The 20,017-nt window shown below is 45.2% G+C and carries 22 protein-coding genes and 1 riboswitch; of the genes, 4 read left to right on the top strand and 18 right to left on the bottom strand.

The features are described 5' to 3' along the window. Positions 1-58 precede the first annotated feature (58 nt). From HW560_RS24060 to HW560_RS24100, 10 genes are all read right to left on the bottom strand, one after another. Complete coding sequence (locus HW560_RS24060) at positions 59-811, bottom strand: hypothetical protein (protein ID WP_257031422.1); 753 nt, start codon at positions 809-811, stop codon at positions 59-61. Positions 812-942: 131 nt separating this feature from the next. After that, on the bottom strand, positions 943-2,016 hold the full coding sequence (locus tag HW560_RS24065) for a sensor histidine kinase (protein ID WP_179264951.1): 1,074 nt from the start codon (positions 2,014-2,016) through the stop codon (positions 943-945). Then, complete coding sequence (locus HW560_RS24070; RefSeq protein ID WP_099854353.1) at positions 2,013-2,687, bottom strand: response regulator transcription factor; 675 nt, start codon at positions 2,685-2,687, stop codon at positions 2,013-2,015. The genes HW560_RS24065 and HW560_RS24070 overlap by 4 nt, the downstream gene beginning before the upstream one ends. 131 nt (positions 2,688-2,818) lie before the next feature. Beyond that, complete coding sequence (locus HW560_RS24075) at positions 2,819-3,634, bottom strand: ABC transporter permease (protein WP_179264952.1); 816 nt, start codon at positions 3,632-3,634, stop codon at positions 2,819-2,821. Beyond that, complete coding sequence (locus HW560_RS24080) at positions 3,631-4,662, bottom strand: ATP-binding cassette domain-containing protein (protein ID WP_179264953.1); 1,032 nt, start codon at positions 4,660-4,662, stop codon at positions 3,631-3,633. Before HW560_RS24080 ends, HW560_RS24075 begins: the two co-directional genes overlap by 4 nt. Positions 4,663-4,814: 152 nt before the next feature. Further along, positions 4,815-6,215 (bottom strand): family 43 glycosylhydrolase, encoded by a 1,401-nt coding sequence (locus HW560_RS24085; RefSeq protein ID WP_179264954.1) that lies wholly within the window; start codon positions 6,213-6,215, stop codon positions 4,815-4,817. A 56-nt stretch (positions 6,216-6,271) separates the two neighbouring features. Beyond that, entirely contained in the window at positions 6,272-8,026 is a 1,755-nt protein-coding gene (locus HW560_RS24090; protein ID WP_306459215.1) for a glycoside hydrolase family 2 protein, read from the bottom strand. Positions 8,027-8,387: 361 nt separating this feature from the next. Further along, on the bottom strand, positions 8,388-9,182 hold the full coding sequence (locus tag HW560_RS24095; RefSeq protein ID WP_306459216.1) for a glycoside hydrolase family 43 protein: 795 nt from the start codon (positions 9,180-9,182) through the stop codon (positions 8,388-8,390). After that, positions 9,179-9,337 (bottom strand): hypothetical protein, encoded by a 159-nt coding sequence (locus HW560_RS34300; RefSeq protein WP_306459217.1) that lies wholly within the window; start codon positions 9,335-9,337, stop codon positions 9,179-9,181. Before HW560_RS34300 ends, HW560_RS24095 begins: the two co-directional genes overlap by 4 nt. 175 nt (positions 9,338-9,512) lie before the next feature. After that, a complete protein-coding gene (locus HW560_RS24100; protein ID WP_179264955.1) occupies positions 9,513-10,472 on the bottom strand; it encodes an ArsR/SmtB family transcription factor in 960 nt (319 codons plus the stop codon). 216 nt (positions 10,473-10,688) lie between these two features. Between HW560_RS24100 and HW560_RS24105 the strand changes: the two genes are divergently transcribed. Next, positions 10,689-10,964, top strand: coding sequence for a hypothetical protein (locus HW560_RS24105; protein WP_090897446.1), 276 nt, complete (start codon positions 10,689-10,691; stop codon positions 10,962-10,964). 183 nt (positions 10,965-11,147) lie between these two features. After that, entirely contained in the window at positions 11,148-11,807 is a 660-nt protein-coding gene (locus HW560_RS24110; RefSeq protein ID WP_179264956.1) for a hypothetical protein, read from the top strand. Positions 11,808-11,875: 68 nt separating this feature from the next. On the opposite strand, the gene HW560_RS24115 is transcribed toward HW560_RS24110, so the two are convergent. Continuing rightward, the gene (locus tag HW560_RS24115) at positions 11,876-12,481 is read right to left on the bottom strand and encodes a TetR/AcrR family transcriptional regulator (protein ID WP_090897441.1); all 606 of its coding nucleotides are present in this window, start codon (positions 12,479-12,481) and stop codon (positions 11,876-11,878) included. Positions 12,482-12,762: 281 nt separating this feature from the next. On the opposite strand from HW560_RS24115, the gene HW560_RS24120 reads away from it, so the two are divergent. Continuing rightward, positions 12,763-14,202 (top strand): DHA2 family efflux MFS transporter permease subunit, encoded by a 1,440-nt coding sequence (locus tag HW560_RS24120; protein WP_179265903.1) that lies wholly within the window; start codon positions 12,763-12,765, stop codon positions 14,200-14,202. A gap of 34 nt (positions 14,203-14,236) precedes the next feature. On the opposite strand, the gene HW560_RS24125 is transcribed toward HW560_RS24120, so the two are convergent. The 5 genes from HW560_RS24125 to HW560_RS24145 all read right to left on the bottom strand — a co-directional run bounded on the left by HW560_RS24125 (position 14,237) and on the right by HW560_RS24145 (position 17,669). Continuing rightward, positions 14,237-14,671, bottom strand: coding sequence for a TetR/AcrR family transcriptional regulator (locus HW560_RS24125; protein ID WP_179264957.1), 435 nt, complete (start codon positions 14,669-14,671; stop codon positions 14,237-14,239). A gap of 49 nt (positions 14,672-14,720) precedes the next feature. Then, a complete protein-coding gene (locus HW560_RS24130; protein WP_090897434.1) occupies positions 14,721-15,254 on the bottom strand; it encodes a GNAT family N-acetyltransferase in 534 nt (177 codons plus the stop codon). Between the two features lie 50 nt (positions 15,255-15,304). Next, a complete protein-coding gene (gene tenA / locus HW560_RS24135; protein WP_179264958.1) occupies positions 15,305-15,976 on the bottom strand; it encodes a thiaminase II in 672 nt (223 codons plus the stop codon). 121 nt (positions 15,977-16,097) lie between these two features. After that, positions 16,098-16,196, bottom strand: a riboswitch (TPP riboswitch). Positions 16,197-16,242: 46 nt separating this feature from the next. Next, positions 16,243-16,530 (bottom strand): hypothetical protein, encoded by a 288-nt coding sequence (locus HW560_RS24140; RefSeq protein ID WP_179264959.1) that lies wholly within the window; start codon positions 16,528-16,530, stop codon positions 16,243-16,245. A gap of 8 nt (positions 16,531-16,538) precedes the next feature. Beyond that, entirely contained in the window at positions 16,539-17,669 is a 1,131-nt protein-coding gene (locus HW560_RS24145; protein ID WP_179264960.1) for an NAD(P)/FAD-dependent oxidoreductase, read from the bottom strand. Between the two features lie 242 nt (positions 17,670-17,911). Here HW560_RS24145 and HW560_RS24150 point away from each other — a divergent pair, with 242 nt between their 5' ends. Continuing rightward, entirely contained in the window at positions 17,912-18,727 is an 816-nt protein-coding gene (locus HW560_RS24150) for an AraC family transcriptional regulator (protein WP_177185696.1), read from the top strand. Here HW560_RS24150 and HW560_RS24155 read toward each other — a convergent pair. Continuing rightward, the gene (locus tag HW560_RS24155; protein ID WP_177185695.1) at positions 18,724-19,365 is read right to left on the bottom strand and encodes an HAD family hydrolase; all 642 of its coding nucleotides are present in this window, start codon (positions 19,363-19,365) and stop codon (positions 18,724-18,726) included. The two genes, HW560_RS24150 and HW560_RS24155, sit on opposite strands and share 4 nt — an antisense overlap. Before the next feature lie 47 nt (positions 19,366-19,412). Continuing rightward, positions 19,413-20,006 carry a DUF1349 domain-containing protein gene (locus HW560_RS24160; protein ID WP_090897415.1) on the bottom strand — a complete coding sequence of 198 codons (594 nt, stop codon included), beginning with the start codon at positions 20,004-20,006 and terminating at the stop codon, positions 19,413-19,415. Positions 20,007-20,017 lie beyond the last annotated feature (11 nt).

Here is a 20,017-nt window from a genome sequence, read left to right on the forward strand (position 1 = left end):
TAGTTGTAATCATTATACTATTATTGAATTTGTAAAAAGCAAGAAGCACGTAAGAAATTTAATCACGCCATCCCCTCAGAAGGTTCTGCATCCCCGCTTTGTTATGAAAAAATTGTTTCACACGAGAGCCGTTGACACCAGATGGATGAGGGAATCCCCATAAAATTTTCCCTTCAACTAACCTATGTTCATCTAGCAATTGATGTAGTACAGCCTCCACCGACTTTCCTAATGGAATAATAAGAGGATGATTTAACTGTTCCAATTCAGGCAGAAATGACTCAAGTACGGCTTGATACAAAAAGGCATTTTGAGGAATGGAAGGCTGATGTCCATTGTAATTTTGCTTATTTACCAGGACTGGATACCGAATCAGAGAAGTTGTATGTAACAACGTACAATCAGCTTCAAATAACCTTTGCACATGGGGCACTCTTACATATTCATGCAAGCCTATTTCATGGAGCATTTGAATCAAATTGCTGCGCATGGAGCCCGCCATTCTTGCCGCTATTTTGGCTTCTTTACAGGCTTGCTCATATGAGTTGTGTGCTTTCAAAGCCTGGATTGCCGTTCTATAAGCAATCTCCATCTGCTGCCAACCTGGTGTGATGCCCACAAGCATGACTTTTGCGGAGGGATTGATATATTCATTATGTGGAGAGTAGAACATCTCCACTTCTCCTGATGAGCTTAATTTCAAATCATTAATCAGCAGCTGTGCTTTGGAGTATTTAGGTTGTATCGGGAATGAATTCATCACGTTAATCAGACGCTGTTGTTGAGTGGGAGATATCAGCAGATTGCTCACTCCTTACGGACTTATGTAATGGCTACCCTGCAGCTTATCACTTATATACCTTATTTTGTACAATATCAGCCGAATGAATTGAAATAAAAAGGGGAATTGACGGACACGTCCATCGATTACCCTTTTTATGATTATGAATGGACAGGTAGTTGTACAGTAAATGTCGCACCTTCCCCCAGTTCACTGAACACAGAGACAGTGCCCTCATGCATCTCCACAATTTTATGCACGATGGAAAGTCCAAGCCCACTGCCGCCCAAGGCACGTGTACGGGATTGATCCGCTTTGTAAAACCGTTCGAATATGCGAAGCTGATCCTGCTTGGTAATGCCGGGTCCGCTGTCAGTAATACGCACACTGACCTTGCCTTCACCTTGCGTAAGGAAAACATCAATTTTTCCGCCTTCTGGTGTGAACTTGATTGCATTATGAATCAGATTGATCCACAACTGAATCATCAAGTCCTCATCAGCAAAAATTTCTACTTCCTCCAGGTCTACATTCATATCAATTTTTTTGTCATCCCATTGGGGTTCACAGGCCAGAACCAGAGTCACCAGCTGCCGATCCAAGCGGTAAGATGTTTTGTGAGATGCATGCTCGGATGAATCCAGAACGGCGAGCTTCATTAAATTATCACTCAGTCTGGACAAACGAACACATTCCGTCTCAATGATCGTCAGATACTTTTCCCGTTTCTCCTGGTCCATATCTTTATTTTTCAGCGCTCTGGCGAAGCCACTGATTGACGTGAGCGGTGATCCGATCTCATGTGATACATTCGAGATGAATTCCTGACGCAGATCTTCCATCACTTTGAGATTTGCCGCCATGTCATTGATGCTTTCAACTAACTGCACATACGGGTGGGGATTTCTCTGTCTCCCGTTTCTATTAGCAAATTCAGGATCCAGATTCACACGAAAATCCCCCCGGGAAATGCTTCTCAAAGCCTGAATCATCTCATTAAAAAATTCATACTGCCTGCCTTTAACCAGCGGACCGATAATGGTAATGCATATTCCAAAGAAAATGAACCCAAGCATGGCATTGATCAGAAAAGCAAGCAATTCATGTGGTACCCATGGGATAAAGGAATACACATATCTCGTAAGGTAGAAAGCTGCTGTCCAGCAAGCAAACAGAGCCAGAGATACCAGAACGACGTTTCTGGCAATATGAAGAAATCCAGCCTCCTGCTTCATTGTCGTACCTCCAGGCGATAGCCCAAACCTCGCATGGTACGAATGACGAAAGCATGCTCTTCCTCCGGAAACCGTTCACGAAGTCGCTTGATATGCACATCAATCGTTCTCTCGTCCCCTTCGTAATCATAACCCCAGATCTTTTCGATTAATTGATCACGGGTAAAGGTCTTGCCAGGATAACTCGCAAGGGTGAATAACAGTTCAAATTCCTTGCGTGGCAACACAATATCCTGATCACCTTTCTTGCACTCAAACGTATCACCACGCAGGACCAGTTCACCAAGCAGGATCACTTGTGAAGTCATAATCCGATAGCGTTTCAATAAAGCCTTCACCCGTGCAACCAGCACTAGCGGATCAAAAGGCTTCACCAGATAATCATCCGTCCCAAGGGTAAAACCTTTGATGATCTGCGAGGTTTCTCCTTTGGCCGTCAACATCAATAGCGGTAGATCCGTCTGCTGCCGCAACTGGCGGCACAATTCCCACCCGTCCATGCCTGGCATCATAATATCAAGAACGACCAGGTCAACCTTATGGTCAGCGAGTAATCGCAGTGCATCCAAACCGTCAACAGCCTCGATTACGTGCAAACCCTCCTGCTGTAAAAAATGTCCTACCAGCTCTCGGATATGCGGGTCGTCATCAACGACCAATATGCTTGTCAATGTGACCACCTCCATTTTTCCAACCTTGCCTTATACTCCACATTCTGTCAAGAAGAAGACCTTATACCATGAAGGCATAACGTCTCTTTCCTGACATACTAGACTTTTTAGCAAAATTTGATGATTTCCAATTACGTTCTGCGCATATATGCCCGTACTGTCAATGGTGCAAAAATGGCTACAATAACCGCAGCTCCGGCAAGGCTGGTCACCAGATCTGAGCCCATTGTCCCTTGATTCGCCAATTCCCGTACAGCCGAGACCAAATGGGATATCGGATTGACATTAACTACCCACTGAAGCCAATTCGGCATCGTATCTACCGGAACGAAGGCGTTCGAAGCAAAGGTGAGCGGAAACAATACGAGCATGGAAATCCCTTGTACACTGGACGCTGTACGTGCAATAACACCGAGAAAAGCAAAAATCCAACTGATGGCCCAAGCGCACACAATAACCAGCAATCCTGCCATGGCGACATGACCCAATCCACCTGCAGGGCTATATCCTAATAAATATCCAATTGTAAAGGTAAGGAACGTTGCAATGGTATAACGAATTGTGTCAGCCAGCAATGCTCCGGCCAGTGGTGCAATACGTGCTATAGGTAATGATTTGAATCGGTCGAATACCCCTTTATCCATATCCTCACGCAATTGCACACCCGTAACGACTGAGCTTGTAATTACCGTCTGCACAAGTATACCCGGAATAATGACCAACAAATAAGCTTGAATATTTCCCGAAATTGCACCGCCAAAAATGTACGTAAACATCAATGTGAAAATGATCGGCTGTAACGTCACATCGAATAATTGCTCTGGTGTTCGTCTAACCTTCAAGATCCCGCGATAAGCCATCGTTAAGGAATTCCGGACGGTTTGTCCAAAGCTTGTGTATTTTCTCAGCTTACGGCTTGGGTTTTGTTTCGCTGTTGAACTATTCATACTTGCAACTCCTCCACTGCTTTTGATTCTTGAGACGTATGAGACGTTTTGCCACTCGCATCTTGGCCCGTAATGGTAAGAAATACTTCATCAAGTGTAGGTTTCTGGACACTCATCTCAGCCAGATCAATGCCTGCCGAACGGAAGGCAATCAGCAGATCTGCTGCAATATTCGCATTTGCCATCGGCGCAGTAATCTTCCCTGCTTCCGCTGATACGCTGGAATCTGTCCGAAGGATCTGCTCCACAATCTGACGGGCGTGTTCAATCCGTGTCGGTTCCTGGATGCGCAGTTGAAGTGAGGCAGTGCCAACGGAGGCTTTCAAATCATCTACCGTGCCTTCGGCCACAACATGACCCTGATCAATTACGGCAACGCGGTCTGCCAGTTGATCCGCTTCATCAAGATATTGTGTGGTCAGAAGCACCGTTGAACCAGTCTTGACCAATTGGCGAATCGTATTCCACATCTGTGCACGTGTCCGTGGGTCAAGTCCAGTCGTCGGTTCGTCCAGAAAGATCAGCGGCGGCTGAGCAATAAGACTTGCTGCCAGATCCAGACGGCGGCGCATACCTCCCGAGAACCCTTTGATCGGACGTTTCGCTGCATCCGCCAAGCCAAACTCTTCGAGCAGCTCGGCTGTTTTGCGCTTCGCTTCTGCTCGGCCAAGACCCAGGAGCCGTGAAAATATCATCAAATTTTCGTTGGCACTAAGTGACTCGTCAACCGATGCATATTGTCCTGTAAGTCCAATCAATTGACGTACGATATGTGACTCCTTCACCACATCATGCCCAAATATTTTGGCTGATCCTCCATCGGACCGAAGCAGCGTGCCGAGCATCCGAATGGTTGTTGTTTTCCCTGCTCCATTCGGGCCCAGTACGCCGTAGATCGTACCTGCCTTCACGTTCAAATTCACACCATCGACTGCACGTTTATCTCCAAAGATTTTAACAAGCCCCTCTGCTTCAATGGCCCAATCTCCAAGTTCATTACCTGTTGCTCTTTGCTGTGTATTGTTCAATTGTGGTTCCTCCCATATCGTTTATAGGGGAAGAATATCGTACTTTTATGAACTGAATATGAATGGAATCAGAAAGTTTTCAATTTCAAAACGCAAAACCCCGCCAAGGTCCAAATGGACCTCAGCAGGGTTCAGATCGGATTTATGATTCTCTAATTTGCAGGTTTGATATCAAAGAAGTCCAATTCTCCATATCCTTCACCTTTGGAGAAACGAATTTTGTTCACACCAGCCTTTAGCTGAACTCTCGCTGTAGACAGCCCCCAATTCTCCCATCCCTTGTTCGTAATGTAGAATGGGCTGGCTGTACCTTCATTCACACTCAGCAGCAGATTGGACCAATTTCCACCTGCTGTGCCATTCGCCGTCCTTGCCAGAAGAATATATTGCCCTGCAGCTGCTGCATTGACGTTAAATTCTACATAGCTGTCCGCCGTATCGATATGACCAGCTTTCATGCCGCCTGAACCAGAAGGACTCTGGGACGCATAAGCAATCCCCCCAAAGGTTCCCTCTTCTCCTTCATATCGAACGATTGACTTTTCTCCCGAAGGTAAAGCAATAGGTGCGTTGGGATTCACCGGTGTACCCAAGTTCGGGGTCTTGTCAGCATTCCAGGCGAACTTCTGTAGGCGAATCTCACGATTCCATCCGGAATTATTGGATTTCGCTGTATGATATATGATCCAGTCCTCAGTCCCATCAGGCGATTTCGTAAAAGAATGATGACCTGGACCATACAAGCCGTTGCCCGATTGGAAGATAGGCTGACTGCGCTTGTTCCAGGATGCCGGATTCAGCAAATGGCTTGAGGCGTTGGCGGTAATAAGCCCCAGACAATAGTCGTTGGTCCAACTACCACTTGCTGAGTAGACTAGACTGATAACTCCGTTTCGAACGATTACCTGCGGTCCCTCATTTACATTCGGGGAATGATTGGTTTCCCAGGCGTAGGTTGGTCGTGCAATTTCCACGCGATTTGAATCGATCGTCCAGGGATTGCTCATATGGGCAATGTACAGATTCTGCCTTACATTCGCATCTGCTTCCCAACCCGACCAGATGAAGTAGAGCTGTCCATTCACCTGTAATACCGTCCCGTCGATGGCCCACTTGTTGGTGGAGTCCGTAATCTGTCCTTTGTATTGCCAGGTTCCCTGTGTAGGATCAGCTGACGTATTTTCCATAACATACATGCGGTGATTGACGTTGTCGCCATCATCCTTGGCATAATAGATGTACCATGCACCGTTGATGTAATGAAGCTCAGGGGCCCAGATGCCGCAGCAGCCGGTATTCACCACTGTGGTTGGAGCGGCATCAATGGTCGTTAATTGAGCTGACTTCCAGATGGTAACGTTGCCACCTGTTGTTTTGGTGAAATAATAGAATCCATCTGTGTGCTTGTAAACCCATGGATCTGCTCCATCCTGCATCACGACATTGTAGAAGTTATTTTGCACGGTGGCTGCATGCGTCGTCTGTCCCATTGGGAAAATAAGAAATGCACATAAGGCCAGCAACCATTTGTTCCTGTAATTGATTAGTTTCATCTACAGTCACGCTCCTTAACGGATGATGGATCATGCACGCAACTAACCTACAACGTTCAATCTTCGATGGCAGCCTTGCGGGAATTAATGCGACGAATCGTTTCCGGGTCGAATTTCGGACGACGGTCATAGGTGTACAGTCCATTCACTTCCTGTTCCACATCGTATAGCTGGGTATAACAAAATCCGAACATGTTCGGATGGTCCAGCAGGACGTTGGTTAAGCCCTCATAACGTGCAATGAAAGCTTCTTCGGATTGCGGTCTGTCCCCGTAGCCCCAAGCTTTCTCATCTTGCTGATCGGGGTTCCACCAGATACCGCCATACTCGCTAATAAAATAAGGCTGGCCCTCATACGTCTGCCGCTCCGGAAACGTATTGAACACTTCCCCGCCGCTTTTCATCGGTTCATATCTTTCCCGGAACGTTTCCGGGTTCTGATCATAGTCATGCAAATCGAAGATATCCGTCACCACATGAAAATTACCGCTCGTATCAATGACAGGACGTGTCGGGTCCATACGTTTAGTCATCTCATAGACAATGCGGAGCACGTCGTTATCCTGCCGCGTTCCATCGCGATCCCACGTTTCGTTGAACGGACACCAGCCGATAAGCGATGGATGATTGAAGTCACGTTCCATACCTTCCATCCATTCCGGCAGGAACCGGGCAAGGCTTTCGGTCGTTGTAATATCCTGTCCCCAGTTAGCATGTTCTCCCCATACCAGGTAACCAAGCTGGTCAGCCCAATACAGGAAACGTGGCTCGAACATCTTTTCGTGCAATCTCGCTCCATTAAAGCCAAGCCCTATGGAGATCTCGATGTCCTTGCGCAGATCCTCGTCGCTGGGTGCCGTGTAGATGCCATCCGGGTAAAAGCCCTGATCCAGCACAAGCCGCTGAAAAACGGACTTCTCATTGATGCGAAATGCCATGCCATCCAGCCTTACCGTCCGCAGTCCGAAATACGAGCCTACTGTATCAATGGTCTGATCCTGCCCATGCAGATTTAACTCCAGATCATACAATCTGGCATTGCCCGGCTCCCATAAATGGATTTCAGATAATGGAACGGTAAGCTTCACAGCAGGTCCATGAACAACCGCCGTTGCCGATCCAACATCCTTGCCGTCAAAGCGGGCAGTTGCAGCCAGCTTCCCTCCAGCAGTGTTACCGCATATTTTCACTTCCAGGTGCACACATGCATTATCCGGGTCAGCGGCGACTTTCATGTCGGAGAGATACACCTCTGGCACCTGCTCCAGCCACACCGTTTGCCAGATGCCGGTCGTCCGCGTGTAATCGCAGCCATGCGAGTGGAATCGTTCGCTCTGCTTGCCTCGCGGCTGAAGTCCTGAACGCACATCGTCTTCCGCATAAACTGTGACTACATTCGTCCCCGACGAAACATACGGTGTGATATCGAAATGGAATGACGAATAACCTCCCCGATGCTTGCCAACAGCTTTTCCGTTGACCCAGATCTCGGCTTCGTAATCCACAGCGCCAAAATGGAGCAAAATGCGTCCATTCATCCAGGCATCCGGGATGGAGAACTCACGTTTATACCATACTGCTGCCATAAAATCGGTATAGGCCACCCCGGACAGTTTACTCTCTGGACAGAATGGAACAGTGATTGTTCCAGAGAGGTGATGTTCGGACTTTTCATAACCTCGTTCTTTTCCACTTTTGCCGTGATCCATTTCGAACTGCCAAATTCCGTTCAGATTGATCCAATCGTTACGTACCCACTGAGGGCGAGGGTATTCCGGGCGTGGTGTCAATGTCATCTTGTCGTTATTCATACGTAAATCACTCCTATTAACCTTTGATTGAACCGATATATGATTTTCTGGATTTGAATCAAATTATAATTACACAATAATTAGATGTAAACGTTTTCAATTTATTTTCTTGTAATAAAATATGTCTTGTATTCTTACTTACATCTCCTTCAAACAACATGATAAAGTTATTTATTAACTGGGCCAAACCATTAAAACGCTGTTACAATGCAGTAAAATCCAGTTTAAAGCCAAAATAATTATTACTTTCTTCGTCTATTGAAAACATTCGTTTTTATCACAACATTTATCTATTTCGTTTTTAATTACAAAATATTTGTAACTATAGGCATACCCATCCCCTATTCTTGAGTCTTATGTCTTACTCTCCCGATGGAATGGGGAGCGCATGATCATCGCTGAAAGGCACACCAAAATCAGGTGTTCCATCCCTGTTCCATTCAAATTTTTGTACGCGTGTTGCCCGTAAGCCGGTATCAGCACCCGGTGCCGGAAGAGCATGAAATACGATCCAGTCCTCCAGACCATCCGGTGATGTAGTAAAGCTGTTGTGCCCTGTCGCATATACACCATTCTCCGCACTCTTCCGAAAAACGGGCTGTGGTGACTTGATCCATGATGAGGTCAGCATCGGATTATCTTCTTCATTCATGGTCAACATGCCAAGTGCATAATCTTCCAACCAGGTTGTGCTGGCCGAGAAAATCAGAAAAACTCGTCCATTGCGAAGCAGCGTAACCGGGCCTTCATTAATCGCCATCCCGCCTTGCTTTTCCCACGAAAAGGTCGGAGCTGTTAACAGCACATGGTCACCTGTCAGAGTGTAAGGATTAGACATCCGCATTATATAGATCGCTGACCCATAGTCCGGAAAATGACCGTAGCCTGCGTACAGAAAATAGAGTTGACCACCCAGCTTCAGCACGGTACCATCCAGACCCGGGACAGGAGTGTCCAGAGCCCACTTCCATATCCACTCGCCATCCATGGGATTTGAGTTTTCATTCTCCAGCACGCAAATCCGCCGTGAATCGTCCCCTCCTCCATCATTGGCGGTATAGTAGATGTACCATTTTCCATTCAAAAAATGGATTTCCGGTGACCATAAATGATGGCGTAACGCCAGCCAGGCTCCGGTGACCAAATGATTTTTCACATCCCTTCGTCAATCTGAGATAGTCGGGTGGATTGTATAAGCTCCAGGTAATTAGAACGTGTGCGCATAAAATAATAATGACCATCGACATGCCTGTAGACCCAAGGGTCTGCGGATTGCAGGACCACCGGGTTACGAAATGTACTGGTTTTCATCTTTTTCCTCTCCCTTCCTGTCGCGCTATTTTCTATTATCTGGCAGGATTTGTTTGCAGACAACAGTGTTATTTCATCATAAGCATGTGAACGGGACTTGGATATACCTTCACCCTGCTCCAGATGAAACAAGTTTGGTTTAAACCGCTCGATACTCACGATAAATGAAGTACCGTTATTTGGCATATCTCGGATGCTTATCACCCGCATTCATCGTATACCTTACCTGCATAATAATGTTCTGTTCATGATCTCCGAACTCATGCCCAAACAGATTCATGCCTCCCTGATGTCTGGCATCCGGATGGATTCCAATGCGTAATCTTAACTTGGGTTTATCCTCCAGATCAAGATCTGACAGGGACACATCCGAGATTTTCTCCTGATCCAGCATGGTCTTGTTGCTGTCCACACGCCATTTTTTGAGAATGCCATATTGTGTGGAACCATCAGACCACCAAGCCGGATTCAGTTTACCACGGCGGTCGCCCAAATCTCCGGGACTAGTCCACATCCCAATCTCAGTGCCATTCACCCAAACGGAAATATCCGAGGGCCAATCATTGTTATAGGTCGCTACTTCAGAGCAGATTTCCATGGATAATTCCAAAGCTTCAATCGTTGCACCTTGCGGAATATCCATCGGAAGCAAATATTCCAGATAACCTTTTGCCAGCCAGATGATCTGAGCATCAATATGCTTGGGATGATAGAAGCTCGCCGGATCGTCTTCCTTCAGAATCATCTCCTCCGTACTCGCCATGCCACATGTTGGCTCAACTTCACAGTCGCTGTAATGCCCTATCGGCATCTGTACTTCATAAACATTCGTCTCCCGTGCGGGAAAGGATCTTACCCGATCCAGGGCAATATGAATATCATCATAATTGCGGCTGCAAACCTTCATGGCCCCGCGAGAGGCGGGGAGCATTTCCGTATGTATTAAATGGGCCGCCTCCAGCACTTTAATATGGTTGGCTACCGTTGACACCGGCAGGTTAAGTGCTTCGGCAATTTCGATAATGTTTAATTTGTTGATATTTAAAAGCTGGAGAATGTCAATCCGGGAACGAGTTGACAGGGCATGTGTTACAGTTACCAGTTTTTCCGGGTCGTTAAAGCTGAGTTCCAGCACGTATTTGCTCTCCTTTGGAAAATATTAATTAAAAATAATTCTACTGAATAAGAAGAATAAACACAATGTTGCCATGAGTAAATTATGCTTGCGAAAGAAAGCATTTGAGAACATTTTCCACGTAATCTTTTCTATAGTAAAGGCAATGAATAGAAGTAATCTGCATTTCTTGCATTTATTGCATTTCTTGCATTTCTTTCGAAAGGAAGGTTAAACGTGATAAGTGAAATCAACAGCTGGATTAGGCATATTGCTTCTAACTATATATTGATTATTGCGGCAGCTTTCATTTTCTTTGCGATTAAGGCTGTAATTGGATTCTATACCTACAAGCATTACAACAAACAATTGGACCATCTTCACCATAAAGTCGATCTGCTCATTCAGGAGCAGCAGCTTCTCGCTCAGCAGTTTTCCGTTCCTAACGAAAACAGAGAAATAACGCAAAAAGAAGACCACCTCGAGTCTTCATCGCAAACTCCTCTAATGTGAGCTTCTATCTTTTATCCATTTTTAACCACATGAGAAGCAAATGAAAGCATCATTTATACAGGATTACATACAGTCAGGGATGAACATGTCTAAACTTAATACGTGGACCATATGGTTTACTATGGTATGCTTGAACACTAGACTCATTCTTTGCACATCGGGGTTTCGTTCGGGAGGGATACAGTGAATTGGATACGTCCAGTGAATAGAGGGGAATCTGTCTTTAAAGTTAAAAATAATCGCATTATCTACTTTGCAAAATTATCTATTCCACTCAATGCCCTTATCGCAGTTGGAAAAATATTTTTGGGAATCTTCTCGCTCTCCTTCTTTTTATGCATTAACGCCTTTTATAATATCGGCATCGCTGTTGCCAAATATTACGCAGCAAAAGCACATGAGGACTCGAATCTTACTGATTCCAGCCCGGAGGATATTCTAAAGAAACAATACGCTGCATACCGATTTATAGGCAATATTGTACTCGCTTCAAGTGTGGTCTACATCATCTATTGCAGCAAGTTATTGTTCTTTACAGGCAGTAGGACGCATTACCCTCACTATGTCGCCTTCATCATCGCTGCCGTTACTTTTACTGAGATCGCCGTTTCTCTTGGGGGCGCCATTATGGCGAGACGGAATAATGAACCGGTCATTGAAGCCATCAAACTGACGAACTTCTCCTCATCATTGATCTCACTTTCATTAACACAAACTGCAATTATGTCATTCTCATACAAAGGAGATCCTACCTTTTACAATGGACTATCAGGCATCTTTTTTGGTGCTCTCGCAGCACTCATCGGACTCTATATGATATTACGAACTCCGACAGTAGAATAGCCCTTTTATAATCTGTTGAAAAGACATCCGCGTATAGTTGAGCCTGACTATAGCTGGATGTTTTTTTGTTAAATCAAATCATTGTAAGAATACGCACGAATTAATGAGAACTGTTTAGCTAGAAAATGCGGTGCATAAGGCATGTCATTGCGAAGCCAGGATACAATGGTACCAATCAGGGCGGAGGAACTGTACCAGATGGCGATCTCCTTATGAATACCCGCTTGTGCAAGAGAGTTCCCCAGCTCCAAGCTTTCGATCTTGGCCGAAACGAGTTTCGATAGCAATTTCAACAGCCTCTCCGTAAAAATAGGCGTTCGTCTGGAAGCGAGAACGACGCGATAGAATTTGGAATGGTCAGCAAAGTGTTCAAGCAATTTCACTAGCACTGGCCAACCATCGTCTTTGGCAGCATCCTCAAATTGAGGAGCATGTTCCTCCACAATGCGTTCAATGTTCTCAATCATCTCATCCGCCATTTTCTCCATCATGTCTGTGATATCCCGATAATGCAGATAAAAGGTCACCCGATTGATCGTCGCTCGTTCTGCAATTCGATTGACGGACAATTTCTCGATGTCCATTTCCTGCAACAGATCTACAAAAGCATCACGAATCAACTGTCTTGTACGAAGTATACGAGGATCTGTAGCAGACTTCTTATCGTTTTTCATGCAAAATCACTCCTCAAATTTTGAAAATTACAATTTTAAATGATCAGTCGTTTATTTCCGAATTAGACGACATATTTTATTATTTCGTAAAATAAGCAACGAAAATACCCAAAATCGTAAATTGTAATCTGCGGGAATATGTATATAATTCAATAGATACAATGTAAACTATACAACACGTTGTAAATTTAGTCACGTGTGGATTGAAAGGATGGAATGGATTGAGTCAGGCTAGATTAAAAGAAAGAGATGACGTAAAAAAGGGCCCCATACTGTTTGTTATGATTTTGGGTGCATTTCTTGCCACATTGAACCAAACCGTTATGAGTGTGGCAACGCCGGAGCTGATGGGTGATTTTAATATCTCAGCAGCAACAGCCCAATGGTTTACGACAGGCTATATGCTGGTGAATGGAGTCCTCATTCCCATCACAGCCTATTTCATGCAACGCTTTTCGACACGGCAATTATTTCAAGCTTCGATGTTTATTTTCCTCATCGGTACGATTATATCTGCCCTTGCGAGTAATTTCGGTACATTGTTAACAGGACGTATGGTTCAAGCAGCCGGTGCTGGTATTATCATGCCATTGTTGATGCATGTCATTCTTACCTTGTTCTCTCCTGAGAAAAGGGGGGCCGCGATGGGTATGGTCGGTTTTGCCATCATTTTCGCTCCGGCCATTGGGCCAACCCTTGCTGGTTATATTCTTGAGCACTACACATGGCAAACGATGTTTTACGGGATGATTCCCCTAACCGTTATTGTTATTGGTTTTGCGTTTGTATATCTCAAAAATGTATCTGAACGGGTCAAACTCAAATTCGATACGCTCAGCGTGCTGCTGTCCACGATTGGATTCGGCGCATTGCTGTATGGCTTCAGCCGGGCGGGAAGTCTGGGATGGACAAGTGCAGAAGTCATCATATGCCTTGCAGCAGGAGTTGTTGCTCTTGGACTGTTCACATGGAGACAGCTCGCGTCAGCAAATCCCCTGCTCGATCTGCGGGCTTTCAAGTATAATATGTTCTCTCTGACCACGATCATTAATATCGCGATCACGATGATCATGTATGCCGATATGATGTTGCTTCCTTTGTACCTCCAAAATGCACGGGGTTACACGGCATTGGAGTCCGGATTATTATTGCTTCCAGGAGCGCTTGTCATGGGCTTCCTGATGCCAATAACCGGTAGATTGTTTGACCGGTTTGGTGCAAAATGGCTGGCGATTATCGGGATGGTTATCACGATCGTAACCACTATTGGTTTCATTGATCTAACCGATTCTACCAGCTATACCTACCTTGTATTAATGTCAACAGGTCGTCGAATTGGTATGGCCTTGCTCATGATGCCGATCCAAACTGCAGGTTTGAATCAACTGCCTCCAAGACTTGGGCCACACGGTACAGCAATATCCAACACCGTCAGACAGGTAGCCGGCGCTGTGGGTACTTCATTGCTTGTAAGTGTAATGACCAGTCGCACAACGGCACATGTACAGGATATGGTGGCAACGGGGGCAGCCAAAGGCTTAACCCAGCAGCAGTTGGGAATGGAATCCATGATCCAGGGAATTAATGATGCTTATGTTGTCATTATCGGCATTGCCGTTGTCGGATTGCTACTTTCCTTCTTCATCAAACGTACCAAACAAGCAACGGAGGAAGACTCCAAGCAGCCTGTAAGACAAAAAGTCTCGATGAATACAAATTAAGAACAGCATTTACATGAATTACATCATGTAGAGCCTATTGTATCGTATACCAAAAGCGGCAGATCAGGACCCTAAGCTTTACGTCCAATCTGCCGCTTTTTTGTGTATGAAATAATAAAATAAACCGTAGCCTCTCCACTGAAGTGAGAACTTCCGCGCTAACGTAGAATAACTCCACAACCAGCTTTGTTTCTGGCAACATCATCGGGACCATAATCTGATCCACCAGTAGATCAAAATCGGAAGCATAGCTTTGGCTCTCCAAATCTTTGCGAATCATCATGTCTTCCTGTACACGCTGCTCCAGAATGGCAAGAATACAATCATCCTTTGAACCAAAGAATTTGTAAAATGTTCCTTTGGACACACCTGACTCGTCTAGAATCATTTGTATGGAAGTGTTGGTTACTCCATGTTTCTCAAAGAGCACAAGTGCTGAGTCCAATAACATTTGTTTCCGTTTATTCATAAGTTCCCTCTGGATGAGTTAGGCGGTTCACGTTACGATATTCAACACTCTACTGCAAATCCACTGCAAACATCACATGTTCCTTCCAAATTCCCTTGATTTTAATATTCTGACGGTCCGTTTCCTGGAAGCCCGCTTTACGCAACACTCGAATTGATCCGGCATTGTCGGGAAGTGCACCTGCCTCCACTCGTTTTATTCCCCCGTCATTCACGGCAAAATTAAGTGCTAGCCGCAGAGCTTCACTCATGTATCCCTTACCATTCTGGGCCTGATCGAGCACATAACCAACAATCCATTTGCTGATGGAATCCAGTTCAAGTTCGAACAGAGAGATCTCCCCAATAAGCTCATGCGTATGGTTCAGGAAGATCCCGAAAGAGTAACGTTTCCCTTCTTCCCTCGCCTTGTTCCAGCCTTCAAGAAGGGCTAACTGGCCCTCCAGTGTATAGAATGTCTCTGATCGTTCACTTGCCGATATCTCTTCGAAAACAGCCCGGTTACGGAACTGCAAATCCAGCAGTGTCGGCGCGTCCTCCACGTTCAAAAATCGTAAATAGATGCGTTCCCCATGATTGTTCATCTGTATGTTCATCCTTGTCTCTGGTTGTAATAGATTTGAGATTTCATTCATCAGAAGTACGAGAGTTGCTGATTATAAGCCATATCCCAGAACAGATATTCAAATTCAACACTTCTTCTAAATATGTCTTCAATGGCCTCCAGTTCCTGCTCGGTTTTATGTTCACATAATGCATCCAATGTATCATAGAACCATTCGAATGAATCGCGGAATTCATCACTTGCATAATTTTCGATCCACGTCTGATAGAAATTGCCCTCTAATGAATCTCGATATTGTTCTTTTAATCTTGTTGCATAGTCGTAATACGTCCACGCACATGGGAAAATGACGGCGATGATTTCGGCAACACCACCTGTTTGTGCAACACTCATCATATTCGACGTATACGCCTTGTTGTACAGAGATGGTTTGACCGTATGATTTTCATCCAGCGTAATCCCAAATTCCTTCATATAATTTCGATGCAAATCCATTTCTTCGTACAGAATAGCGTGTTGAATCACCGTAAAGTTCGTCATCAGTTTTTCATCTGTCGCCTTCACCGCGCCCATGGCAAAAATCTTCGCATATTCAATCAGATAGGTATAGTCCTGAAGAAGATAAAACTTAAACGCTTCCTGATCCAGTGTGCCTTTCCCCATTTCGTGTAAAAAAGGATGGTTGTATCCATCTTCCCATACGATTCTGGACTTATCTTTTAACGTTCTCGAAAATGACATGATCATTGCTCCTTTTATTAAAATCATAATGTCCCCGCTTCACACCCAGCTATCGCGTTCTGTCCCCCAAAATGCAGACCAAAAAGCCCTTGACCTATTTTCGGCAAGGGCAAAATAACATGAGTACATGTCATTTGCTCCCTACGTCAGTATTAACTAACAGGTTCAAAGGGTCAGGTTTTAACCTTCTCAACTGCGAACAGTCCCCCTGCAAATAGCTCAGGCTTATTACAACATGTGTTTTTCCAAATGTCAAACTATTCCTATTAATCTTCAAGTTCCCCTAAATCTTCTTGCAAGTTCTTAAGTCGTGTCCGGATGGTCTTAATCATACTGTGTACCTTGTTTAACTCAACCACTAATTTTTGCTCATTAGAGATGTTCGTTGCTGATGTTGAATGATCTGGAGACTTCCTTAACTGATCTAAATCCGATTCGTATGCCCGCCGCTCTTCCTCGGCTTTTGCCAATTCCTCCTCGGCGATGCTAATCTGGTGCTCCAGATAAATGATGTCTGAGGAGTTGCCGTGAGTTAAGCGCTGTGAATACGTCATAGTTCACCTCATTTCTGATGATCCATTGCTTTTCCAAGGTCATATGGCTGAATATCGATATCTAACTCCATACCAAGAGCCAACTTGGCCAGTTGACTTCCAATAAAAGGCCCCATCGTTAAACCGGAAGCTCCAAGCCCGTTGGCTGTAATCAAACCATTCCAACCTGGGACAGCACCCATTACCGGAAGAAAACCTGGTGTAAATGGACGAAATCCTACTCTTACTTCCTGAAACGTGCTATCAGCTAAACCGGGAGCCAGTTCCAATCCTTTATTCAAAATTTCCTGCATTCCGCCTGCGGTTACTCTTGTATCGTATCCTTCAATATCATTTTCGTGAGTCGCTCCGATCACAATCTTCTGTTGATCAAAGGCTAACAAATATTGATCCGAAGGAGGCATGACTACAGGCCAGTTCCCAGTGTCCTTTCGATCGTGAACCTGCAAGTGCATAATTTGTGCCTTCTGATAATGAACCTTAAAATCAATGCCCAAGGGCTTCAACAGTTCATTAGCCCACGCGCCGGCACACACAATTACCTCGTCAGCCGATATGACTTTACCGTCCACAACCACTCCAGTTACTCGGTCCGATTCATATTGAAGTGTCGCGTCTCCATCAATCAGAACCGCTCCATTACGCTGTGCCGATCGGATTAAGGCATCACGCAGTGCACGTCCATCGATACGCGCAGCACCGCTGATGTATACTGACTGAAAGCTCTCCTCCAGAAGAGGAAAACGCTCATGGGTTTCTTTTGCATCCAGACAAGTAATATCCGCAATCTCTGGTGCATCTTCTTTACGAAGGTGTGCTCGCTCCTGCATCTTGTTGATTTTCTCCACATCCGTATGAATACTAAGAGCACCCACTTGAGCGTAACCTGTTTCCGTTTCCCCTTCGCTCTTGAGTTCTTCAATCAACCCGGGATAAAAACGTGCACCCGCCTTGGCGAGCTGATACCAATCCTGATTGCGGCGCTGAGATAACCAGGGACAGATGATCCCGGCAGCAGCATCCGTAGCCTGCCCTCGATCTTTCCGGTCTATAAGAAGAACTTCCGCACCCCTTTTTGCCAATTGATACGCTGTGGAAGCCCCAAGAATTCCTGATCCTACGACGATGACTTTCTTCATGACTGCATCCCTTTCCTAAATCACTGTATCCATTATAGCGTATACTATATGGTCTGATAATGGCAAAGCATCGACATGATGATACGTGTTCCTAAAAGGTTTTCGATAAGTGGTTCATCGAAGTGAATAGACCGTTTAAATTAATGTCATTTATGTAATATAATTCAAATCATGTTTCTTTTAACGCTGTATCTTCGCCATTTACGCACACGACCTTTAACGAAATGAGGAATAACACAACGATGCCGAAACCTAGTACGGGGAATTCACTGGATACCGATATGCCGCTTATGATTACAGGTCAAAATCAGCTGACTGTAGATGAATTAATGAATTGGAACGGTCATTCACGGGATTACAGTATTGTGCAGTGTATCGGGGGAACAGGGAAAATCACAGCCCAAAATCATGAGTTTTCAATTCGGGAAGGAACAGCTCTTATTCTGTTTCCAGAGGTGACATATCGTTACGACAATCTGAGTGATTCATTGTTGTTCGATTGTCTGTCTTTTAATGGCTATTTATTGCCCCGGTTTCTGCATACCTTGCAGATCGGGGAGCTGCGCGCCTTCAAGCCGGATGGAATGCTTCATATCCTGTTGCATGAAATAACGTTGGCGCTGCAGTCCCGACACAAGGATCAGATCTGGCACGTATCCGCATTGCTGTACATGCTTCTGGTCAGGTTAACTATTGATGGCGATCGTTATGGTACTTATGAACGCTCGGATGCCCGATTAAAGCTGGGCGGACTAGTTACTTTTATCAAGCAAAATTATGATCAGGATATCTCGCTCTCCATGCTGGCTCAGCAAATGGACGTCACCGAGCAGCATTTGAATCGGATATTCAAAAAGGAATTCCAAATGACTCCGCTTGATTATCTGACACGATATCGGTTATTGAAAGCGAAGGAAATGCTTGTCCATGACGCCGGAATAACGGCCCACGAGATTGCTCGGGCTGTCGGTTTCAACAGCGCCAGTTATTTTGGATCCGTATTCAAAAAATATGAAGGGATCTCTCCTATTGAGTTACGCAAGCAATACCAGGGTTAAAGAATCTCCATCGTAATCTCTGCCAGCGAGGTTAACCGCAGATCATACTTCGAGAATTCCAAATTACGTGTTACCTCGTTAGGCACAATGACACAGCGAATTCCCGCGGCTTTGGCTGCCTTCAGTCCATTCGGCGAGTCCTCGAACACAACCGCTTCGGATGCCCCGATCCCGAGACTCTCCAGAGCAAGCAGATACAATTCCGGGTCCGGTTTGACCCGCTTCACATCCTCAGCTGTATGAATAACATCGAATAGTTCGAAAATGCCGAGTGTACGCAAATAACCATGAACCCAATCCCGGGTAGAGCTGGAAGCAACGGCAAGCCCAATCCCTTTTTTACGGGCAGACTGGAGCAACTCATGCACGCCTGGAAGAATTGCTGCCTGTCCAAGGTAGGCTTCGTATTTCTGTTCAGAGAGTAACTTGATATGATCGTGATCGATCGGTTTTTGCAGCGCTTGCTCCAGATATTGAAAAGGATGAAATTCTTCAAACGATGTCCCTACATTTTTCGACCAAAGCTCCAGGCCAAGTTCAAGTCCATGCTCTTTATAAATATCGCGAAAAGCATAGAACCAAGGTGTCTCCGTGTCCACAATCAGTCCATCAAAATCCAAAATAAAAGCTTTTACCATTCCGCTTTTCTCCCCCCAATGATCAGCCGATTAGCAGGGAGATGGGCTTAAAAGCGTGCAGTCACATCCGGACGGGTAACATTCATCGATAAAAAGTGACAGGTGCATCCCGTTCCGGCTGGTGACTGTCCAACAACTCCAGCCCGGATCTCCCCCTCTATTGGCATGCCGAAATATCTAATTAATTTCCACTCCACCCCATCGGGTGAATAAAAGAATGAAATGCAGTCCTCCACTTTACGTATGCGCAGATAAGGATTGGTTACGGGAACTTCAACCGAATTGCAATCGTCGGATGAACCTTCCTTCGTTACTACCGACACAATGGTAGCCGCTTTTCCATCATATTCAAAACAAAGCTTGCACCAGTTTCGCTCATCCGCCATCACCATCAAACATCCGGAATCATATTGGTGTTTCATGTCCACGGTTAGCTGGGTCGTCATTTCAAAATCGTTAGGCACCGGCATCGACAGAAATGGCGCGGTTGCACGGATATGCTTACCCGCCGGGTCCTGGAAAAAGTCCGTATCAGCCTGAGCTTCTACAATTAGAACGCCTTGATCGGTATAAGACCAGGTCTTCGGCTCATTAATCCAGTTCATTTGGTTTCTTGTTTCTGTTGCAAATACGTTTGTCATTTCTATGCCTC

Source organism: Paenibacillus sp. E222 (genome assembly GCF_013401555.1).
GTDB lineage: Bacteria > Bacillota > Bacilli > Paenibacillales > Paenibacillaceae > Paenibacillus.